Raw genomic sequence first — 20,067 nt, 5'->3', positions numbered from 1 at the left:
CTTATCCGCAATGAGATGTTCGCTTTCTGATCCTTTCGCTCCCGGAGAGGGGCAATTACTTGGCGAAGCCGCTGGGTGCCGCGCTGATCACCTTGACCGCGCCGCCTTCCACCGCGCGCACTTCCAGGGCGCGCTCGATCAGGCCGGTCTTGCCGAAGCGGAACGGTCCGTCGACGCCGAGGAAACCGCCGGGATCGAGCATCTCGGCAGCCGGGAAGGCCTTGCCGGGAACCCAGTCCCGCGCGACGCGCAGGGTCAGGAGCACCGAATCGTAACCCAGCGTGGCGATCCGGAACGGCGCCGCGCCGAAGCGGGCGCGGTAGCTTTTGGAGAACTGCGCGAAGCGGACATCGGACACGGTGGAGAACCATGCTCCGTTCAGAGCGGGGCTGGTCGCCAGTTCACGCTCGCCACCCCAGAGTTCGGTTCCGAGCAGCCGCACGCCCGCGCCGCCGCCCGCAGCGCGGTAGGTAACCGCTGCCTTGGCCGAAAGGCTGCCGCTGTCGGCAATGAGCAGGGCACCGTATCCGCTCTTGGCCTTGATCCGGTTCGCGGCGGCGCTGATCGAGGCAGCCGAACGGTCGTAATTCTCCATGGCGACCACCGTGCCGCCGGCCCCGCGCACCGAGGCGAGCAGCGAGGTGCTGACACGCTCGCCGTAATCGCCCTTGGGGACCAGCGCGGCGAAAGTGGTCACGCCCTTGCCGCGCGCATAGGCGACGGTACGGGCGATCGACTGGCCGGGGAGGTTCCCGATGATGAAGACGTCCTTGCTCGCGGCCTTCTCGTCGTTGGAGAAGGAGATCAGCGGCACGTGCGCGGGCTTCGCGACTGCCGCCACCGCGGCGATGTCGTCCGAGAGCAGCGGTCCGAGAATCAGCTTGTTGCCGTCGGCCAGGGCACGGCGTGCGGCTTCGCCCGGATTGGTGCCGGTATCGTAAGTGGTGATGCGCAGGTTCTTCGCGCCGGTATCGAGCAGCGCCATGTTGGCGGCATTGGCCAGCGACTGGCCGACGCCTGCATTGGGCCCGGTGGTGGGCACCAGCAGGGCCACGCGGTGATGCTGGGTATCGGTGGGGATATCGCCTTCCGGCTGCGTGGGCGCCGGGGCAGGCGCCGGGGCGGGTGCCTTGGGGACCACGGCGCAGCCCGCCAGGGCCGCCATCGCTGCCGCCGCGAGAAGATTGCGTCGGTTGAGGCGATTATAGAACATTGCTTGCCGCTCCCCTAGTACCTGGGCCATGAGTTCCCGTGATGGAACACACTCTCTCTTCAGGCCTCTACATAGTGGCCACCCCGATTGGCAACCTCGGGGACATTACCTTTCGCGCCGTGGAGATTCTCAAGGGCGTTAGCGCGGTAGCCTGCGAGGATACGCGCGTTACCGGAAAGCTGCTGCACCACCTCGGCATCAAGCAGAAGATGATCCGCTACGACGATCATGCCGGGGAGGGCGATCGCGAGCGCCTGCTGGCATTGATGGAGAGCGAACCCGTCGCCCTCGTCAGCGATGCGGGGACGCCGCTGATATCCGATCCCGGCTACCGGCTCGTGAAAATCGCGCGCGAGCGGGGCATTCCGGTCACCAGCCTGCCGGGCGCCAACGCGGCGGTGATGGCGATGACGCTCTCCGGGCTGCCCAACGACCGTTTCCTCTTCGCCGGATTCCTGCCGAACAAGGCCAAGGCCCGCGAGACGGTGCTGGCGGACCTCGCGAAAGTCCCGGCAACGCTGATCTTCTACGAAACGGCACCGCGACTGGAGGATTCGCTGGAGGCGATAGGATCGGTGCTGGCCGGTCGGGAAGTTTCGGTGGCGCGCGAACTGACCAAGAAGTTCGAGGAATGCCGCACCGGCACGCCGGTAGACCTTATCGCCCATTACGCCGCGCATCCGCCGAAGGGCGAGATCGTCCTCATGGTCGGGCCGCCGGGCGAGGAGCCGATCGGCGAGATCGACGTCGATGCCCTGCTGCGGGCCGAGCTTGCACAGGCAAAACCCTCTCAGGCAGCGTCGAGCGTGGCGAAGGCGACCGGGCTCGACCGCAAGATGCTCTATGCCCGGGCCATGGAGCTGAAATGAGCGAATGGCGATGAGCCAGCGCCGCGCGGAGGCGGAGCGCAAGGGGCGGCGCGGCGAAGCCATGGCCGCGTGGTACTTGCGGCTGACGGGCTGGAGCATCCGTGCCACGCGGGTGAAAACCCCGCGCGGCGAAATCGATATCGTGGCCCGGCGCGGCCGTACCCTGTGCTTCGTCGAGGTGAAGTGGCGGGCGCGTCAGGCCGATCTCGACCAGGCGATCGATGGTTATCGCCTGCGCCGCGTGGCCGCCGCTGCCGAGGCTGTCGCCCACCTTCACCAGAGGCCCGGCGACGACCTGAGGATCGATGTCCTGTTGCTGACGCCGCGTCGTTGGCCACGCCGTATCCTCAATGCCTGGCAGCCGGGGGCATGAGGCGCCGCGAAACCATTCGCGCCCGCCGCCGATTTTGACTAAGCCGCATTTCCGTAAGATACCGCTTGGTACATATCCGCGAGGACCAGACTTTTCATGACCTTACGCATCGCTGTTCAGATGGACCCGCTGGAATCGATCAAGATCGCGGGTGATTCCTCTTTCGCGCTCATGCTCTCGGCACAGGCGCGCGGGCACGAACTGTTTCATTACGACGTGCGCACGCTCGCCTATGACGCGTCTTCCGGCGCTGCGGGGCGGCTGACCTGCTGGGGGGCGCCGGTGACGGTGCAGCGCATGCAAGGCGCGCATTTCACGCGGGGAGAATACCGCCTGATCGACCTCGTGGCCGACATCGACGTCGTGCTGATGCGACAGGATCCGCCTTTCGACCTCGGTTACATCACCGCCACGCACTTGCTGGAACGGCTGGCCGGGCAGACGCTGGTGGTCAACGATCCCGTCTCGGTCCGCAATGCGCCCGAGAAGGTCTTCGTGCTGGACTACGCGCGGTTCATGCCGCCGACCTTCATCGCCCGCCGCATCGAGGACGTGCGCCTGTTCCAGCAGCGCAACGTGGAAGCCGGGTTCGGAGGCGACCTCGTGATCAAGCCGCTCCATGGCAACGGCGGCAAGGCGGTGTTCCGTGTCCCCGCCGATGGCAGCAACCTCGGCGCGCTGATCGAGATGTTCGAGAACGCCTGGGTGGAACCGTTCATGGTCCAGCCGTTCCTTCCCGATGTCGCCGAGGGGGACAAGCGCATCGTGCTCGTCGACGGCGAGTTCGCGGGCGCCATCAACCGCAAGCCGGGCGCGGGCGAGTTCCGCTCCAACCTGGCGGTGGGCGGTTCGGCCGAGGCCACCGGGCTCACTTCGGCGGAAGAGGAAATCTGCGCGGCGCTTGCCCCGGAACTCAAGGCGCGCGGCCTTGTTTTCGTGGGCATCGACGTGATTGGCGGAAAATGGCTGACCGAAATCAACGTGACCTCCCCCACGGGCATCGTCGCCATCGACCGGTTCAATGGAACCGATACCGGTGCGAAGATCTGGGACGCGATCGAGGCACGCCACGCCGCGATGTAAGCATTCCGGCGGAGCCGACAGGCCATGAATGAGTGGGTCTTCTCGCTCATCGAGGGAGGGGGATACTGGGGTATCCTCTTCCTCATGATGCTTGAGAACATCGTGCCGCCTATCCCGTCCGAGCTGATCATGGGCGTTGCCGGCATTGCCACGGCAAAGGGCCGCATGGATTTCGCGCCCGTTCTGGCAGCGGGAACGGCGGGATCGACACTGGGCAACTACGTGCTCTTCCTCGCGGCCGATCGCCTCGGCTACGAGCGCCTGAAGCCCTTCGTGGACCGCTGGGGGCGCTGGCTGACGATGGACTGGCATGAAGTGGAGCGCGCGGGATCGTATTTGCGCAAGCACGGACACTGGGTGGTATTCGTGGTGCGTTTCATGCCGATGTTCCGATCGATCATCTCGATCCCCGCCGGGCTCGCGCATATGCGCCACGGGACGTTCCTGCTCTATACCGCTGCGGGCGCGGCGATCTGGAACACGTTGCTCATCCTGGCGGGCCGGTGGCTGGGCCAGCGCTTCGTCGAAGCTGAAACCTGGATCGGCTGGGCGACGCTTGTCTTCGCCGTGGCGGCGGCAGTCTGGTACTTCTGGCGGGTGTTGACCTGGAGACCTTCCGCAAATGGCGGAAAAGACCAGTAAGGGTAATATTGATCAGATTCGTACAAGAGCTACGGTATCGCCCCTAGAAACAATCCCGTAGTATTCGCTGCGCAACCATTTGGGAGCGGGGTTTATGTCCAAGAGATTGGCAGCGGAATTCTTCGGTACTTTCTGGCTCGTATTCGGCGGCTGCGGTTCAGCGGTCCTTGCAGCGGCCTTTCCCGATCTTGGCATCGGCTTCGCCGGCGTGGCTCTGGCTTTCGGCCTTACGGTCGTGACCATGGCCTACGCGGTGGGCGGCATTTCGGGCGGGCACTTCAATCCGGCCGTTTCCCTGGGTCTGGCGGTGGGAGGCCGGCTCGACTGGAAAGATCTCATTCCCTACTGGGTCGCGCAAGTGCTTGGTGCCATCGTTGCGGCAGCGGCACTTTATGCCATCGCTTCCGGCAAGGCGGACTGGACCGCCGGAGGTTTCGCCACCAATGGCTACGGCGAACTCTCTCCGGGCGGCTACGCGCTCTCTTCAGCCCTTCTGATCGAGACGATCCTGACGGCGGGCTTCCTTATCGTCATCCTGGGTTCCACGTCCAAGATCGCGCCAGCCGGTTTCGGCCCGCTCGCGATCGGACTGGCACTGACGCTCATCCATTTGGTCGCGATCCCGGTCACCAATACTTCGGTGAACCCCGCACGTTCGACGGGCGTCGCCCTTTTCGCGGAGACGGCGGCGCTCGGCCAGCTATGGGTGTTCTGGGTGGCTCCGCTGATCGGTGCCGCAATCGGCGCGCTGATCTGGCGCGGCCTGCTGGCGCCCGACGAAGGCGCTCTCTGACTGACCGCCAAGGACGGATGGCAATTCAGGTCAGGTGGAGCCGAGAAGTGTGATTTTCGAGTATCGGAGCGCAGCGGACTTTCGGTCCGTGAGCACAGAAACGCAGGAAATTGCGCTTCGCAGGCCCGCATGGGCTGAATTGCTGTCCGTCTACCCCTGCTCGCGCGGATGGGCGTTGCGGTAGACGTCGAGTAGGGTAGCCGCATCCACCTTGGTGTAGATCTGCGTGGAGCCGAGGCTGGCATGGCCGAGCAGTTCCTGAAGGCTGCGCAGGTCCGCGCCCGCACCCAGCAGATGCGTGGCGAAGCTGTGGCGCAAGGCATGGGGCGTGGCGCTGGCCGGTAGTCCCAGCAGGACGCGGGCGCGGGCGACGGCTTTCTGGACCATGCCTTGTGATAGTGGCCCACCCTTGGCGCCCCGGAAGATCGGCGCGTCTGCGGCCATCGGCCAGGGGCACTGCCGCAGATAGTCCGCCACGCCCTCGCGCACGATCGGCAGGAGCGGGGCCATGCGCTGCTTGCCGCCCTTGCCGGTCACCATGAGCGTCTCGCCCAGCGGCAGAGCCGCTCCGGTGACGGCAAGAGCCTCGGCGATGCGCAGGCCCGCGCCGTAGAGCAATAGCAGCACGGCCCGATCGCGCGCGCCGATCCATGGCTCGCGGGCCTCTTCCTCGACCATCGCGGCGAGATTGACGGCTTCGTCCGGCGTGACCGGGCGCGGCAGGCCCTTCTTGACGCGCGGCCCGCGCAGGCGCGGCGCGGCGGCATGAGCCACGCCCGCCTGCTCGCGGGCGAAACCAAGGAAGCTCTTGAGCGCGGAAAGCTCACGCGCGGCGGAGGTATTGCCGATCCCGTCCTCGCGGCGCTCGGCCAGGTGAAGGCGCAGTTCCGTCGCTTCCAATCGTGCGAGTGCCGCCCAGTCGGCAGGCCTGGCGCTATCGATAAGCCGCGCGGCGGTAGCCACATAGGCCCGTACCGTGTGCGGGCTGCGCCGCCTGCCGTTCTTGAGGTGGTTGCCCCAGGCTTCGAGCAGGTCGGCCTTGGTCATGGACCTCAGGGCTCCACCAGATCGAGGGGTACGATCTCGCCCAGCAGTCCGTCGAGCAGCGGCATGCCCTGCTCGGTGACATGCAGCCTTGCCCCCTGGCGCCGAACGAGGCCCTGCTTTTCGTAGAACGCCGCCTTGGCGGGATCGCAAAGCTCCACAGCGTCCAGACCGAAGCGCGCTGACATGGCATCGAGATCCACGCCTTCGCGCAGGCGCAGACCCATGAGCATGGCCTCGCTCGCCTGCTCCCGGCGACCGAGATCGCGATGCTCGTTGATGCCGTGTGCGCGGAGGTCGATGGCTTCGAGCCAGTTTTCGGGCTTGCGGTGGCGGGTGGTGGCAACGCCGCCGCGCCGTCCATGAGCGCCGGGCCCGATGCCGCAATAGTCCTGATAACGCCAGTAGGTGAGGTTATGGCGGCTCTCTTCCCCCGGACGGGCGTGATTGCTGATCTCATAAGCCGGAAGGCCCGCGCTGGCCGTCATCTCGCGGGTCAAGGCGAACATGTCGGCACAAGCGTCTTCGTCCAGCGGCTCGAATTCGTGCTGGCGTACCATGGTGGCGAACTTCGTGCCCGGCTCGATGGTGAGCTGGTAGAGCGAGAGGTGTCCCGTGCCGTAGGACAGGGCATGGGACAGTTCGGCCTGCCACTGGTCCAGCGTCTGGCCCGGACGCGCGTAGATCAGGTCGAAGCTGACGCGGGAGAAGCGCTTCTGCGCCACTTCCAGCGCCTTCAGCCCCTCTTGCGCGTCGTGCAGCCGGCCGAGAAAGCGAAGGGTCTGGTTGTCGAGCGCCTGCAGGCCCAGCGAGACGCGGTTGACGCCTGCCGTGGCCAGCGCCTCGTAGTTGCCCGCCTCGACCGAGGAGGGGTTGCCCTCCAGCGTGATCTCGATCCCGTCCGAAAAGCCCCAGAGCTTCTCCGCCTCGTCCAGCAGGCGCGCGACGAGGGCAGGGGGCATCAGCGAAGGCGTGCCGCCGCCGAAGAAGATCGAATCGAGCTTCTCCCCACCCGCGACCTCGTGCTCGCGGCGCATGTCCGCCAGCAGGCCGGCCTGCCAGCGGTCATGCTCCACCCGCTCGCGGACATGGCTGTTGAAGTCGCAATAGGGGCACTTTGCGAGGCAGAACGGCCAGTGGATATAGAGCGCGCGGGCCATCGTGTCAGATTAGCCCGGGAACTGCTCCGCGACCAGCTTGGCGAAAGCGTCGGCGCGGTGGCTGATCTCGTGCTTCTTCTCGGGCGCGATCTCTGCGAAAGTCTGGTCGAGGCCGTCCGGCACGAAGCAGGGATCGTAGCCGAAGCCCAGCTTGCCGCGCGGCGGCCAGGTGAAGGCGCCGTTGGAGCGACCTTCATAGACCATTTCCTCGCCGTCCGGCCAGGCGATCGCCAGGACGCAGGAGAACCAGCAAGAGCGGTCCACATCCGGTCCCTGTTCGCAGAGCAGGCCTTCGACCTTGCCCATGGCCATGAACCAGTCGCGACCGGGTTCACCCTCGAACCACTGCCGCTCAGCCCAGTCGGCGGTGTAGACGCCGGGCCTTCCGCCCAGCGCCGTTACCGAGATGCCGCTGTCGTCGGCCAACGCGGGAAGCTGCGCGGCCTTGGCGGCGGCATGGGCCTTGAGCAGCGCGTTCTCGACGAAGGTGGTGCCGGTCTCTTCGGGCTCGGGCAGGCCGAGGTCTCCGGCGGAAACGCAGTCGATGCCGAAGGGCGCGAGCAGTGCGGAAATTTCCCGCAGCTTGCCCGCATTATGCGTGGCAATGACGAGGCGTTCTCCGCCCAGGCGGCGATTGCTCACCGGCCGACGGCCTTGGCCTGGGCGGCGAAGATGCCGTCGCAACCGATGCGGGCAAGGCGGAGCAGGCGCAGCAGGCCTTCCTCGTCGTAAGTGGCGCCTTCGGCAGTTGCCTGGGCTTCGGCGATCTTGCCGCCTTCGATCAGCACGAAGTTGGCGTCGGCATCGGCGGCGCTGTCCTCGATATAGTCGAGATCGAGCACCGGCGTGCCCTGGCAGATGCCGCAGGAGATCGCAGCGACGCGGCCGGTGATCGGATCTTCCTTGATCTTGCCTTCGGCCATCAGCTTGTCGACGGCGAGGCGCAGCGCCACCCAGGCGCCCGAGATCGAGGCGGTGCGGGTGCCGCCGTCTGCCTGGAGCACGTCGCAGTCGAGCACGATCTGTCGCTCGCCGAGCTTCTTCATGTCCACCACGGCGCGAAGCGAGCGACCGATCAGGCGCTGGATTTCCTGCGTACGGCCGGACTGCTTGCCCTTGGCGGCTTCACGGCTGCCGCGCGTGTGGGTGGCGCGGGGAAGCATCGAGTATTCGGCCGTGACCCAGCCTTCGCCCTTGCCGCGCAGGAACGGCGGAACCTTTTCCTCGACCGAAGCCGTGACGAGAACGCGGGTATCACCGAAGGAAATCAGCACCGAACCTTCGGCATGCTTGGTGAAGCCGGTCTGGATGTCGATAGCGCGCATCTCGTCGGGGGTACGGCCTGAAGGTCGCATGTGTGATCCTTTGCTCAAGTTCTGATCGTCGATTACCCGCGCGCCCCTAGAGCATTTTCGCGGCGAGTGGAAACACCTCGGACGAGAAAATGCGCGCAATCGAATGGCTCCCGCGCATTTGCCTTGAGACGCCCGGTTTACGCCCTAGATTGTGCCGGAGATGCCGACACCTCCGATCACCGAACTGTCCGATCGCGCCCGCGAGATTTTCCGCCTGGTGGTGGAGGGATATCTGGCGACCGGAACTCCGGTCGGGTCCAAGACCCTGGCCGGGCCGGGCGGAGTCAGGCTGTCCTCGGCCTCGATCCGGTCGGTGCTGGCCGACCTCGAATCGTTCGGACTCCTTGCGGCGCCGCATACGAGCGCGGGACGCTTGCCCACCGAGGCCGGGCTGCGCCTGTTCGTGGACGGCATCATGCAGGTGGCCGAGCCGACCGTGGAAGAGCGCCTGGCCATCGAAAGCCGGATATCCTCGCCCGGTCCGATCGAGGCCGCGTTGGAGGCGACCAGTGCGCTGCTCTCCAATCTTACATCCGGCGCGGGCGTCGTCATGGTGCCGCGCCGCGAGCCGCGGTTGATGCATCTCCAGCTCGTGCCGCTGGGGCCGGGGCGGGCGCTTGCCGTGCTGGTGGGGGAAGACGGCGCGGTGGAGAACCGCATTGTCGAGTTCCCCGCCACATTGCCGCCGGGCGCGCTGGAGGAAGCCTCGAACTACATCACCGCGCATCTGGCCGGTCGCACGCTCGGCGAAGCGGCTCGGGCCATGCAGGCGGACATCGCCACGGGCAAGTCGGCGCTCGATGCCGCAAGCCGCGATCTGGTCGAGCGCGGCCTTGCGGTGTGGAGCGAGGATGCCATGGCCCGCCCCGTGCTGATCGTGCGGGGGCAGGCCAACCTGCTGGACGAAACGGCGCTGTCGGACCTCGAACGCGTGCGCTCCCTGCTGGACGACCTCGAAAACAAGCAGTCGGTGGCCGAGCTGCTGGATCTGGCGCGAGAGGCCCAGTCAACGCGCATCTTCATCGGCTCGGAGAACCGGCTTTTCGCCCTTTCCGGCTCCTCGGTGATCGCTTCTCCCTATCGCGACCGCGATGGCCGAGTGGTCGGCGTGGTGGGGGTAATCGGGCCGACCCGGTTGAATTATGCGCGCGTCGTCCCCATGGTGGACTTTACTGCCCAGAGCCTGGGCAAGCTCATCGGATAGTTGGAACCTTACACTAATGACTGACGACAAGACCCAGCCGCCAGAGGGTCGGACTGTAGATCCCGCCATCGCGGAAGAACTGAAGGGCGTGCCTGAAGACATGATCGACAGCGAAAACGATGGCGGCGAACTCGCCAAGCTCCGTGAGGAACTGGAAGTCGCAAAGCAGGACATGCTTTACGCGCGCGCGGAAACGCAGAACGTGCGTCGCCGGCTCGAAAAGGACATCGCCGACACCCGCGCCTATGCCGCGACTGGCTTCGCCCGCGACATCCTCTCGGTGGCCGACAACCTGACCCGCGCGCTCTCCGCCATCCCGGCGGACCTGCGCGAGGATGAAAAGCTGAAAGGCATCGTCGCCGGCATCGAGGCGACTGGCCGCGAAATCGACAAGGTCTTCACCAATCACGGTATCACCCGCGTGGCGGCCGTAGGCCTTCCGCTCGATCCCAACCAGCACCAGGCGATGATCGAAGTACCCTCGGCCGATGCCGAGCCCGGCACCATCGTGCAGGAGCTTCAGGCCGGCTACATGATCAAGGACCGCCTCCTGCGTCCGGCCATGGTGGCCGTGGCCAAGAAGCCGGACTGATCCGGGGGGCGCTGAGCGTTTTGGGAGGGTTTTGAGAGCACTTTGGAACCCTCCCGCATTGGGGCCGTTGAACAGGTAGGAACCTGATTTCAGCGGAGAGATCCCATGCGAATGCTCATTCTTCCCATCCTCGCCGCCGGTGCCCTCGGCATGGCCGGTTGTGCCAGCAACTATGGCGGCGAAGGCGCTCTGGCCGGTGGCGCGCTTGGCGCGGGCGTCGGTGCGCTGGCCGGCGATGCCGTTGCCGGTGCCGCCGTTGGCGCCGCTGCCGGTGCAGCAGTGGGTTCGACCCAGAAGAAGAACGACCGGGGCTGCTACCGCTACGATCGTCGGGGCGATCGCTATTGGGATCGCGACTGCTGATCCACAAGCCGGCATTGCCGGATACATGAAAAAGGGCGCGAGGGAACTCGCGCCCTTTTTCATGAACGCGCTCCTCAGAACGGCAGGATGCCGTCGTAACTCGCGAACGGTGGTGCGCCCGGCACCTGGAAGCCGCGTTCCAGCAGGAAGGCGTGGCGTACGATTTCGGCCTGCTGCTCGATCCCGTACCGACCCAGGGTCCAGCCCGGTCTCAACGCGTAATCGTACCGACAGAACGGATGGCGCATGAGCGGCAGATACCAGCGCCCTTTCTGCTGGGACTGCCATACATGGGTCATCTCATGAATGAAAAGACCCTGGAGCCCTATCGGCGCCGTGGCGAAATCGTCGCTGTAGAGGCGCGACTGCCGATGAAAGTGAAGGTGTCCGCAAGGCGCCATCACGACATTGGCGGGCTGGAAGGGGAACCACTTGCGCCTCCGGATGCGCACCGGCCTGCAATCGACGGCGCTACCGAAGACCGCGCGCACCAATTCGATCTCGCCCCGTGTCAGGTGACGCTCTGCACCGGCGGGGCAAGCCGCCGGGTGCGTCGACGCGTCGTCCTTGCGGATCGCGCGCGCCGTCAGTGCTCCATTCCCGGCATGTCGCCCATGCCGTCTCCGCCCATGCTTTCCACGCGCAGCGGCATCGAGAGCTTGTCGCCGTCCGAGAAGGTAAGGGTCAGTTCCGCGGTTCCGCTGGCTTTCACGCTATCCTCGATGTCGAAGACCATGACGTGCATGCCGCCTTGCTTGAATTCGACTTGCGCGCCGGGCGCGATGTCCAGCGAATCGATGGCGGTCATGGTGCCGCCGTCCGTCTTGTGCATCTTTGCGCTGCCCGACCCGCTGACATGTACGCCCACCAGTTTCGCTGCGGCAGGGCCATCGTTGCGCACCGTGAAGTAGACGGCACCCGGTCGGCCAGGCACGACGGGGAGGAACAGATGGCCGTCGCTGGCACTGATACCCGGCTTGGCGGCAGGCCCGGTTCCGTCTGTGCCGGTGGCTGTTGCTGCTTCGCTCTCATGGGAAACCGGGCTTTCCGCCTGCTTGCAACCGGCGGTGGCGGCAAGAATGCCCGCCGCACCGACAAGGGCAAGCACGCGGAAGGAGGCAGGCAAACGCACGAGCTTCTGGGCAGACATCACGACCGATCGATCCTCTCGGTAGAGCCCCTGAGGCCAAACGGTTTGGGGGGCTGAAAATTTCCACCGCGTAATGCCATTGCGACAGACTTGTTCCAAGCGAAACCGCACCTATATGCCGCTCCGACGACTTTGAACGTCATCGAGCTATGCAAGCCGCCTTGCCTTGTGGAGGGAGGCGATCCGCATAGTGTCATCCACTGACGTGAGGAATGGGGATAATGGCAAAAGTAATTGGTATCGACCTTGGCACCACCAACAGCTGCGTCGCCGTCATGGACGGCGGCAAGCCCAAGGTTATTGAGAATTCCGAAGGCGCGCGCACCACGCCCTCGATCGTCGCCTTCACCAAGGATGGTGAGCGCCTGATCGGGCAGCCTGCAAAGCGCCAGGCCGTGACCAACGGCGACAACACCATTTTCGCGGTGAAGCGCCTGATCGGCCGCCGCTTTGACGACCCGGTGACCAAGAAGGACACCGAGCTGGTTCCGTACCACATCGTCAAGGGCAAGAACGGCGACGCCTGGGTCCAGGCCGGCGGTGAAGATTACAGCCCGTCGCAGATCTCGGCCTTCACGTTGCAGAAGATGAAGGAAACCGCCGAATCGTACCTCGGCGAGACCGTGACGCAGGCCGTCATCACCGTGCCCGCCTACTTCAACGACGCGCAGCGCCAGGCGACCAAGGACGCCGGCCAGATCGCCGGCCTTGAAGTGCTGCGCATCATCAACGAGCCGACTGCCGCGGCGCTGGCCTATGGCCTCGACAAGCAGGACGGCAAGACCATCGCCGTCTACGACCTTGGCGGCGGCACCTTCGACGTCTCGATCCTCGAGATCGGCGACGGCGTGTTCGAAGTGAAGTCGACCAACGGCGACACGTTCCTGGGCGGTGAAGACTTCGACACCAAGCTGGTCGAATGGCTGGCCGACAAGTTCAAGGCCAAGGAAGGCATGGACCTGCGCAGCGACAAGCTCGCTCTCCAGCGCCTGAAGGAAGCGGCCGAGAAGGCGAAGATCGAACTGTCGTCCACCGCGACGACCGAGGTCAACCTGCCGTTCATCACCGCACGCATGGAAGGCGGCGCCACCACCCCGCTGCACCTCGTCGAGACCGTCACCCGCGCCGACCTTGAAAAGATGGTTGCTGACCTGATCCAGCGCACGCTGGAACCCTGCCGCAAGGCGATCGCCGATGCAGGCCTTTCGGCCAAGGACATCGACGACGTCGTGCTCGTGGGCGGCATGACCCGCATGCCCAAGGTGCGCGAAGTCGTGAAGGACTTCTTCGGCAAGGAACCGCACACCGGCGTGAACCCCGACGAAGTCGTGGCCATGGGCGCCGCGATCCAGGCCGGCGTGCTCCAGGGCGACGTCAAGGACGTGCTGCTGCTCGACGTGACCCCGCTGTCGCTGGGCATCGAGACGCTTGGCGGCATCATGACCAAGATGATCGACCGCAACACGACGATCCCGACCAAGAAGAGCCAGGTCTACTCGACCGCCGAGGACAACCAGCAGGCGGTGACCATCCGCGTGTTCCAGGGCGAGCGCGAGATGGCGCAGGACAACAAGATGCTCGGCCAGTTCGACCTCGTCGGCATCCCGGCCGCGCGTCGCGGCGTGCCGCAGATCGAAGTCACCTTCGACATCGACGCCAACGGCATCGTCAACGTGTCCGCCAAGGACAAGGGTACCGGCAAGGAACAGCAGATCCGCATCCAGGCTTCGGGCGGTCTGTCGGACAACGACATCGACCAGATGGTCAAGGATGCCGAGAAGTTCGCCGAAGAGGACAAGAAGCGTCGTGAGGCCGCAGAGGCCAAGAACAACGCCGACAGCCTCGTCCACGCGACCGAGCAGCAGATCGCCGAACATGGCGACAAGATCGATGCCGGCCTGAAGGCCGAAGTCGAAGCGGCCATCGCCGAGACGAAGACGGCGATCGAAGGCGGCGAACCCGCCGAGATCACCGCCAAGTCGCAGGCGCTGACCGAAGTCGCCATGAAGATGGGCCAGTCCATCTACGAGAAGGAACAGGCTGCGGGCGCTTCGCCGGAAGCCGCTCCGGCCGGCGGTGACGACGATGTCGTCGATGCCGAGTTCTCGGAAGTCGACGAAAACAACAAGGGCTGATCGGTCCTCATGACAAGCGTGGCCGCCATCGTCGCCCAGTGTGATTCACATTGGGAGGGTGGCGGCCAGGTCGCACGCGGGGAATAACGAGACGTGTCAGCTACCGAAATCGACTATTACGAACTGCTCGAAGTAGAGCGCAGCGCCGACGACAAGACCATCAAGTCGTCCTATCGCCGCCTTGCGATGCGCTACCATCCGGACAAGAATCCCGGATGCGGCGACAGCGAAGCGCGCTTCAAGCAGATCAGCGAGGCTTACGATTGCCTCAAAGATCCTCAGAAGCGGGCGGCCTACGATCGTTACGGCCATGCCGCGTTCCAGCAAGGCATGGGTGGTGGTGGTGGACATCCCGGCGGCGCCGAGTTCGGCGACATCGGGGACATCTTCGAATCCATCTTCGGCAGTGCCTTTGGTGGCGGCGGTCGCCAGCAGGCCCGTCGCGGCGCCGACTTGCGCTACGATATGGAAGTGAGCCTGGACGAGGCCTTCCACGGCAAGCAGACCGAAATCACCATCGAAGTCTCGCAGAGCTGCGAGCCGTGCAACGGTTCCGGCGCTGAACCGGGGACGGGCAAGCGCGGCTGCAACATGTGCGGCGGCCACGGCAAGGTCCGTGCGCAGCAGGGCTTCTTCGTGGTGGAGCGCACTTGCCCGACCTGCCATGGTCGCGGCGAAGTGATCGAGAAGCCGTGCCGTTCGTGCGGCGGCGAAGGCCGGGTCGACAAGCCGCAGGCCTTGCAGGTGGAAATCCCGCCGGGCGTGGACTCGGGCACCCGGATCCGCCTTTCCGGCAAGGGCGAGGCCGGACCGTTCGGCGCGCCTCCAGGCGACCTCTATATCTTCCTGCACGTCAAGCGGCACAAGGTGTTCGAACGGGACGGCACGACGCTGATCACGCGCGTTCCGATCACGTTCACCACCGCGGCGCTGGGCGGCTCCATCGATATTCCGGGCATGGACGGCGAGAATCTCTCGATCGACATTCCGGCCGGGATCCAGTCCGGCAAGCAGCTCCGCAAGCGCGGCGCAGGCATGCCGGTGCTCCAGGGTCGCGGACGCGGCGATCTCGTCATCGAGATCAGCGTGGAAACGCCGACCAGGCTTTCTGCACGTCAGAAGGAACTGATCCGCGAGCTACAGGCTACCGAAACCGGCGATGAATGCCCGCAGTCAAAGGGTTTCTTCGACCGGATCAAGGAAGCCTGGAGCGATCTGACCGAGTAGAATTAGATTGATACGTCGTCCCGGGCTTGACCCGGGACCGCTGGCAATACTTTAGGCGATACCTTGCGCGCGGACGCCGCGCCTGAAGACGGCCAGCGGTCCCGGATCAAGTCCGGGACGACCTAGTACCGCCCGACGTAATACCGCGCATCACCCACCGCGCAGCACTTCGTCCCGCACATTGCGCACCAGCGCCGGATCGGCGTTCAGTCGATCTTCCTCTTCGTCCAGCACCGCCAGGAATGCTTCTCGCTTGAAGGTCCAGAGTTCACCTTCCAGCAGGGCGTGCTCACCTTCGGCCGTCGAGGCGATCAGGTCTATCATCCGCTCGGCGCCGTGAAGCCGTCCCCAGAGATAGTCGTTCTCGCGATAGGCGCGGCTGAAGAAGGCGCCGAAGTTGAAGAACTCCGTCCCGCGCAGCACCGGCCCCTTGCGGATCATGTGGCAATCTTCGGGCGAAATGCGGTCGACCCGGATCGGGTCAAACTCTGTCAGTCCTTCGCCGCGCAACAGGGGCAGGGTGACGGTGTCGTAGAACGGAAACCCGAGGTAGGCGAGCAGCACGCGTCGCCGCAAGGCTTGCGGCATTTCGGCAAGTGCCTCGGCCAGCAGGACGTCCACTTGCCCGTCGATTTCGGCCAGTTGGCGAACGGCCTCGACATGATCGATCGCTGCTCCGGGATCGGTAACCACGCCCGCTGCCAGGGTCGGGAATTCCTCTCCCATGGCCGATACCGGCTCGCAATCGAGATAGAGCGCCAGGGCTGCGTAGATCGCCTCGCGCGCCTTGTCCCGTTCGGTCTCGGTAACGCTGGCTTCCTGCTGCCATTCCTGCGTGACGCGCCGGGCCAGCAGTCGAAGGCGCCGGATGCGGAAGGCCAGATCGTGGCGGCGGAAGAAGTCGATCATGCCGGGCGATCCGTCGCCTTTCAGCCCGTGGATACGGTCCAGCCCCTGGCTGGCGAAATGCTCGTGCAGGCGCAGCGCGATCGCGTCGCTGGATGACAGCCCCAGTTCCGGGGCGGCGTCATGGATAAGCCGCGCCAGCTTGCCGACGATTCCGGAGAATTTGACCTGAACATAGCCATGATAGGCGAAGCCCGCCTGTTCCAGCGCGGCCCGCTGCGCCTTGTCGCGCCAAGCTGAGAGCCGCTTCGGCGTGGGCCGGTCGAGGAAGAAGGTATTGCCGAACAGCCGGTCAACGGTTTCCTCGATCTCCGGACGCATGGCCAGGACGATGGCGCGCAAGGTGGCGACTTCCTGGGAATCGCGTTCCAGCGCCTCCAGGTTGTCGCGTATCGGCTGTTCCCGGGGAATCGATGAAAGCGAGCCGAAGATCGTCGAGAAGAACCCCGGCGCCTTGCGCTCCTGTCGCAGCGCCGCACCGATCCTGTCGGGCGTGGGATCGATATAGACGAAGCGGCGGTCCACCTCGCGCGTCGCAGGACGGTCTCGTAGCACGCTCATGGCGTCGGCGAATGGGGCGTTGTTGAGCACCGAGCCGTCGATGAGCGCCACGTTGCCGATATCTCCGCGCTGGCTGTGTTCCGGCATGACGCGGCGGAAGAACGCATCGCGATCGGGCCAGGCGATCCCCAGTTCGTCGATCAGTCCGTCTATCTCCTCGATCTGGAGCGGCGGGAATGCACCGGGAAAACTCGCTGTCGAACGGGCCGCGAGCAGGAGTTCCGGCAACGATGCAAGAGAAGCGGAGCCGGCGCGCGCTTCGAAGCCGATGCTGAGGCGATGCTCGCTTTCCAGCACCAGTTCCGGCGAATGCAGCCGCAGGGTTTCAAGGTGCCCCTTGAAGTCCGTCGCGGTGACGAAGAGGTTGATCGGATGCCCATGCGGCAGCAGCGGCGGCCCCGCCTTGCTCTCTGCCATGGCCGTAAAGGCACCGGCGAGCAGGCGCGAAAGACCCACGCCGCTGAAAGGAGGCTCGAACCAGCGCGAACGGATCAGGCGCGACAGCTTCTCCCGCACCTCTTCCCGAGTCTCCGGCGCGACGCTGGTGGTTACGGCATTGCCGGGCCGGTGCAGCAGGTAGGAAACGATCGGCCTTGCCCAGAATTTCGTGACCTGGCTGCGTGCCCGCGCCTCCGGATCGAGCAGCACGTCGACGTCGGCGTTTTCCAGCCACAGTTCGGTGAGCGGTTCGAGCGACTGGCCGGAATGGATGGCCTGCGACAGGAAGACGCTGTTGATACCGCCGGCGCTCGCGCCCGCGACGATGTCGGTGAGAATCCGAAGCCGCAGGTTGCTGCCTGATTCCAGCCTTTGCAAAAGCTTGCGATAAACGGTCGCCGTACCTGGAGGCGCCTCTGCGCCGCTCCAGAATGCCTGACTGGCCTGAAGCGCCTTCCAAAGCTCCTTGGTGACCCCGTGCATGTAGACGGCAAGGCTGATGCCGCCGTAGCAGACCAACGCGATCCGCAGTTCTTTTTGCCGCATTGCTCCATGTTGGCGCGATCCTGCAGGAAAGGCAATTGCGTTCTCATTCCGTTCCAGATAATCGAAGCGGCATGGCAAAGCCCAAACGTCGATATGTCTGTCAGGCCTGCGGGGGCGTTTCGTCCCGCTGGCAAGGTCAATGCCCCGACTGCGGGGAGTGGAATACCTTGGCGGAAGAAGCGCCGCAGACGGTGTTCTCCTCCAAGCATGACCTGTCATCCGGGGGGCGGCCGATCCTTTTCACGCCGCTCGATGCGCCCGGGCAATTGCCCCAGCGCCGTGCCAGCGGATTTGCGGAGTTCGACCGGGCGCTGGGCGGCGGCCTCGTGCCGGGTTCGGCGATCCTGATGGGCGGCGATCCCGGCATCGGGAAATCGACCCTGCTGCTTCAGGCTTCGGCCCATATCGCCATGGCCGGCGGCAGCGTCGTCTATGTCAGCGGAGAAGAGGCGGCCGGGCAGGTGCGTCTGCGCGCGGAACGGCTGGGGCTTTCCAAGGCGCCCATCCAGCTCGCATCGGCTACCTCCGTTCGGGATATCCTCACCACGCTCGGCATGATGGAAGCGCCGACGCTGCTGGTGATCGATTCGATCCAGACCATGCATTCCGACACGATCGAGGGTGCGCCCGGCACTGTCAGCCAGGTTCGCGGCTGCGCTTTCGAACTGATCCGCTATGCGAAGGAGAACGACGTCACCCTGGTCCTGGTGGGCCACGTCACCAAGGACGGCACGATCGCAGGCCCGCGCGTGCTGGAGCACATGGTGGACGTCGTCATGGCTTTCGAAGGGGAACGCAGCCACCAGTATCGTATCCTGCGCAGCCTGAAGAACCGGTTCGGTCCCGTCGACGAAATCGGGGTCTTCGCAATGGAGGGCGCGGGGCTGGCCGAGGTCGGCAATCCTTCGATGCTGTTCCTGTCCGGTCGCGACGAGGAAATGGCCGGAAGCGCGGTCTTCGCCGCGATGGAGGGAACGCGCCCGGTGCTGGTGGAAATCCAGGCCCTGATCGTCCGATTGCAGAGCGGGGCAACCCCGCGACGCGCCGTGGTAGGATGGGATTCGGGCCGCATGGCCATGCTTCTGGCGGTGCTGGAGGCGCGCTGCGGGCTCAATTTCTCCAGCGCGGAGGTCTATCTGAACGTGGCGGGCGGCTATCGCCTGGCAGACCCCGCCGCCGATCTTGCCGTCGCCGCCGCGCTGATCTCGGCGTTGGGTGACAAGCCGCTGCCCAAGAATGCAGTATGGTTCGGGGAAGTCTCCTTGGCCGGAGAGATCCGTCCGGTTTCGCATTCATCGATCCGTCAGCGCGAATCGGCCAAGCTGGGATTCGGGCGCGCGATCGGGCCAGCGGGAGGCGCCAATGGCGAGGGCGCGCCAAAGGGTATCGACTTCACCGGCCTGACCATGTTGCCCAATCTCGTTGACCGTATCCTGACGGATGCCTAGTTCGGGGCCTTATGACCGGTTTCGATATTGCTGTTCTGGTGTTCGTCGGCCTCGGCGCCGCCATCGGATTTCTGAGAGGTTTCGTTCAGGAGATCCTCGCGCTGGGCGCGTGGATCCTTGCAGTGTTCGCGATCCGGACGCTGCATACGCCGCTATCCGCCTGGCTTGAGCCTTATTCCGGCTCTGGGACGGCGACGCCGGTGATCGCCTTCGCGGTCCTGCTGCTGGTTCCTTTCATTGTCGTGAAACTGGTGGCCGGCTGGGCCGGAAAGCAGAGCCGCGCCTCGGTGCTGGGGCCGATCGATCGGGTGCTTGGCTTCGGATTCGGTGCCGTGAAGGGCGTCATCATCGTGATACTGGGCTTTTCGGTGCTCGTGCTGGGCTATGACACCGTGTGGGGACCGGGCGGCCGGCCCGACTGGATGAAGGAGGCGCGGACTTATCCCTTCGTCAACGCGAGCAGCGAAGCGCTCGTCAAGATGATCTCCGAACGTCGCCGCGAGGCGCGGGAAGCAGAAGCCGCGGAAAGCTGATGTCGACCACTGTGCTCTACACGCCCGATGTGCTCGGCCTGACGATCCGGTTGGCAGCCTATCCTTGGGACGAGGCTCTGCCGTTCAAGGGGGAAGCGCGATCGCAAAGTTGCGGCTCCACGATCGCATTGGGCCTGGCACTGGACGCCCGGCATTATGTGGAACGGATCGGCATTCGCAGCCAGGCCTGCGCCATCGGTCAGGCTGCCGCGGCCATCTTTGCCGATGCGGCGCTCGGACGCTCCCCCGATGATCTGGAAAAGACAGCCGAGGCGATCACCCTCTGGCTGTCCGGCAATGGCGCGCTTCCGGAATGGCCGGGGCTGGAAACGATCGCGAAGGCACGGGACTACCCCGCACGCCACGGAGCGGTTCTGCTTCCCTGGCATGCGGCCATCCAGGCACTTTCGAGCAAGCACCAGCAACGCTAGA

21 protein-coding genes are annotated in these 20,067 nt (G+C 65.2%); 13 read left to right on the top strand and 8 right to left on the bottom strand.

Annotated features, from left to right (window positions below; translation table 11 throughout):
• Positions 1-55 precede the first annotated feature (55 nt).
• A complete protein-coding gene (locus ACI3K3_RS04380) occupies positions 56-1,213 on the bottom strand; it encodes a penicillin-binding protein activator (protein ID WP_404912340.1) in 1,158 nt (385 codons plus the stop codon).
• 41 nt (positions 1,214-1,254) lie between these two features.
• Between ACI3K3_RS04380 and rsmI the strand changes: the two genes are divergently transcribed.
• From rsmI to aqpZ, 5 genes are all read left to right on the top strand, one after another.
• Positions 1,255-2,082, top strand: coding sequence for a 16S rRNA (cytidine(1402)-2'-O)-methyltransferase (gene rsmI, locus ACI3K3_RS04375; RefSeq protein ID WP_404912378.1), 828 nt, complete (start codon positions 1,255-1,257; stop codon positions 2,080-2,082).
• A 10-nt stretch (positions 2,083-2,092) separates the two neighbouring features.
• Positions 2,093-2,455 (top strand): YraN family protein, encoded by a 363-nt coding sequence (locus tag ACI3K3_RS04370; RefSeq protein ID WP_404912338.1) that lies wholly within the window; start codon positions 2,093-2,095, stop codon positions 2,453-2,455.
• 96 nt (positions 2,456-2,551) lie between these two features.
• Positions 2,552-3,538 carry a glutathione synthase gene (gene gshB, locus ACI3K3_RS04365; RefSeq protein ID WP_404912337.1) on the top strand — a complete coding sequence of 329 codons (987 nt, stop codon included), beginning with the start codon at positions 2,552-2,554 and terminating at the stop codon, positions 3,536-3,538.
• A gap of 24 nt (positions 3,539-3,562) precedes the next feature.
• Positions 3,563-4,180 carry a DedA family protein gene (locus tag ACI3K3_RS04360; protein ID WP_404912335.1) on the top strand — a complete coding sequence of 206 codons (618 nt, stop codon included), beginning with the start codon at positions 3,563-3,565 and terminating at the stop codon, positions 4,178-4,180.
• Between the two features lie 94 nt (positions 4,181-4,274).
• On the top strand, positions 4,275-4,973 hold the full coding sequence (aqpZ, locus tag ACI3K3_RS04355) for an aquaporin Z (protein ID WP_404912334.1): 699 nt from the start codon (positions 4,275-4,277) through the stop codon (positions 4,971-4,973).
• A gap of 150 nt (positions 4,974-5,123) precedes the next feature.
• On the opposite strand, the gene ACI3K3_RS04350 is transcribed toward aqpZ, so the two are convergent.
• From ACI3K3_RS04350 to rph, 4 genes are read right to left on the bottom strand one after another with little or no spacing between them, the layout of a single operon-like run.
• Complete coding sequence (locus ACI3K3_RS04350) at positions 5,124-6,020, bottom strand: tyrosine recombinase XerC (RefSeq protein ID WP_404912333.1); 897 nt, start codon at positions 6,018-6,020, stop codon at positions 5,124-5,126.
• A 5-nt stretch (positions 6,021-6,025) separates the two neighbouring features.
• Positions 6,026-7,177 (bottom strand): radical SAM family heme chaperone HemW, encoded by a 1,152-nt coding sequence (hemW, locus tag ACI3K3_RS04345; RefSeq protein ID WP_404912332.1) that lies wholly within the window; start codon positions 7,175-7,177, stop codon positions 6,026-6,028.
• Between the two features lie 9 nt (positions 7,178-7,186).
• The gene (gene rdgB, locus ACI3K3_RS04340; protein WP_404912331.1) at positions 7,187-7,819 is read right to left on the bottom strand and encodes an RdgB/HAM1 family non-canonical purine NTP pyrophosphatase; all 633 of its coding nucleotides are present in this window, start codon (positions 7,817-7,819) and stop codon (positions 7,187-7,189) included.
• The gene (rph, locus tag ACI3K3_RS04335) at positions 7,816-8,532 is read right to left on the bottom strand and encodes a ribonuclease PH (RefSeq protein WP_404912329.1); all 717 of its coding nucleotides are present in this window, start codon (positions 8,530-8,532) and stop codon (positions 7,816-7,818) included. The genes rdgB and rph overlap by 4 nt, the downstream gene beginning before the upstream one ends.
• A 160-nt stretch (positions 8,533-8,692) precedes the next feature.
• Between rph and hrcA the strand changes: the two genes are divergently transcribed.
• From hrcA to ACI3K3_RS04320, 3 genes are all read left to right on the top strand, one after another.
• A complete protein-coding gene (gene hrcA / locus ACI3K3_RS04330) occupies positions 8,693-9,736 on the top strand; it encodes a heat-inducible transcriptional repressor HrcA (protein WP_404912327.1) in 1,044 nt (347 codons plus the stop codon).
• Between the two features lie 16 nt (positions 9,737-9,752).
• Entirely contained in the window at positions 9,753-10,328 is a 576-nt protein-coding gene (locus ACI3K3_RS04325; protein ID WP_404912326.1) for a nucleotide exchange factor GrpE, read from the top strand.
• A 105-nt stretch (positions 10,329-10,433) separates the two neighbouring features.
• Entirely contained in the window at positions 10,434-10,691 is a 258-nt protein-coding gene (locus tag ACI3K3_RS04320) for a hypothetical protein (RefSeq protein ID WP_313443366.1), read from the top strand.
• Between the two features lie 74 nt (positions 10,692-10,765).
• Here ACI3K3_RS04320 and ACI3K3_RS04315 read toward each other — a convergent pair whose 3' ends face one another.
• Entirely contained in the window at positions 10,766-11,185 is a 420-nt protein-coding gene (locus tag ACI3K3_RS04315) for a vgr related protein (RefSeq protein WP_404912324.1), read from the bottom strand.
• A gap of 92 nt (positions 11,186-11,277) precedes the next feature.
• Positions 11,278-11,841: a copper chaperone PCu(A)C gene (locus tag ACI3K3_RS04310; protein ID WP_404912323.1), complete on the bottom strand. Its 564-nt coding sequence runs from the start codon at positions 11,839-11,841 to the stop codon at positions 11,278-11,280.
• Between the two features lie 221 nt (positions 11,842-12,062).
• Here ACI3K3_RS04310 and dnaK point away from each other — a divergent pair, with 221 nt between their 5' ends.
• Both dnaK and dnaJ read left to right on the top strand, forming a co-directional pair.
• Positions 12,063-13,976, top strand: coding sequence for a molecular chaperone DnaK (dnaK, locus tag ACI3K3_RS04305; RefSeq protein ID WP_404912321.1), 1,914 nt, complete (start codon positions 12,063-12,065; stop codon positions 13,974-13,976).
• Between the two features lie 93 nt (positions 13,977-14,069).
• Entirely contained in the window at positions 14,070-15,203 is a 1,134-nt protein-coding gene (dnaJ, locus tag ACI3K3_RS04300) for a molecular chaperone DnaJ (protein WP_404912319.1), read from the top strand.
• A 150-nt stretch (positions 15,204-15,353) separates the two neighbouring features.
• Here dnaJ and ACI3K3_RS04295 read toward each other — a convergent pair whose 3' ends face one another.
• Complete coding sequence (locus tag ACI3K3_RS04295) at positions 15,354-17,654, bottom strand: patatin-like protein (RefSeq protein ID WP_404912317.1); 2,301 nt, start codon at positions 17,652-17,654, stop codon at positions 15,354-15,356.
• Between the two features lie 71 nt (positions 17,655-17,725).
• On the opposite strand from ACI3K3_RS04295, the gene radA reads away from it, so the two are divergent.
• Genes radA through ACI3K3_RS04280 form a run of 3 tightly spaced genes read left to right on the top strand, consistent with a single transcriptional unit; the run spans position 17,726 to position 20,066 of the window.
• Complete coding sequence (gene radA, locus ACI3K3_RS04290; RefSeq protein ID WP_404912316.1) at positions 17,726-19,102, top strand: DNA repair protein RadA; 1,377 nt, start codon at positions 17,726-17,728, stop codon at positions 19,100-19,102.
• Positions 19,103-19,113: 11 nt separating this feature from the next.
• The gene (locus ACI3K3_RS04285; RefSeq protein ID WP_404912314.1) at positions 19,114-19,635 is read left to right on the top strand and encodes a CvpA family protein; all 522 of its coding nucleotides are present in this window, start codon (positions 19,114-19,116) and stop codon (positions 19,633-19,635) included.
• Positions 19,635-20,066 (top strand): iron-sulfur cluster assembly scaffold protein, encoded by a 432-nt coding sequence (locus tag ACI3K3_RS04280; RefSeq protein WP_404912313.1) that lies wholly within the window; start codon positions 19,635-19,637, stop codon positions 20,064-20,066. Before ACI3K3_RS04285 ends, ACI3K3_RS04280 begins: the two co-directional genes overlap by 1 nt.
• Position 20,067: the final 1 nt, after the last annotated feature.

Origin of the sequence: Novosphingobium sp. ZW T3_23 (assembly GCF_044987305.1) — a bacterium.
Classification (GTDB): Bacteria; Pseudomonadota; Alphaproteobacteria; order Sphingomonadales; family Sphingomonadaceae; genus Novosphingobium.
This window is presented reverse-complemented; position numbering and strand designations above follow the sequence as displayed.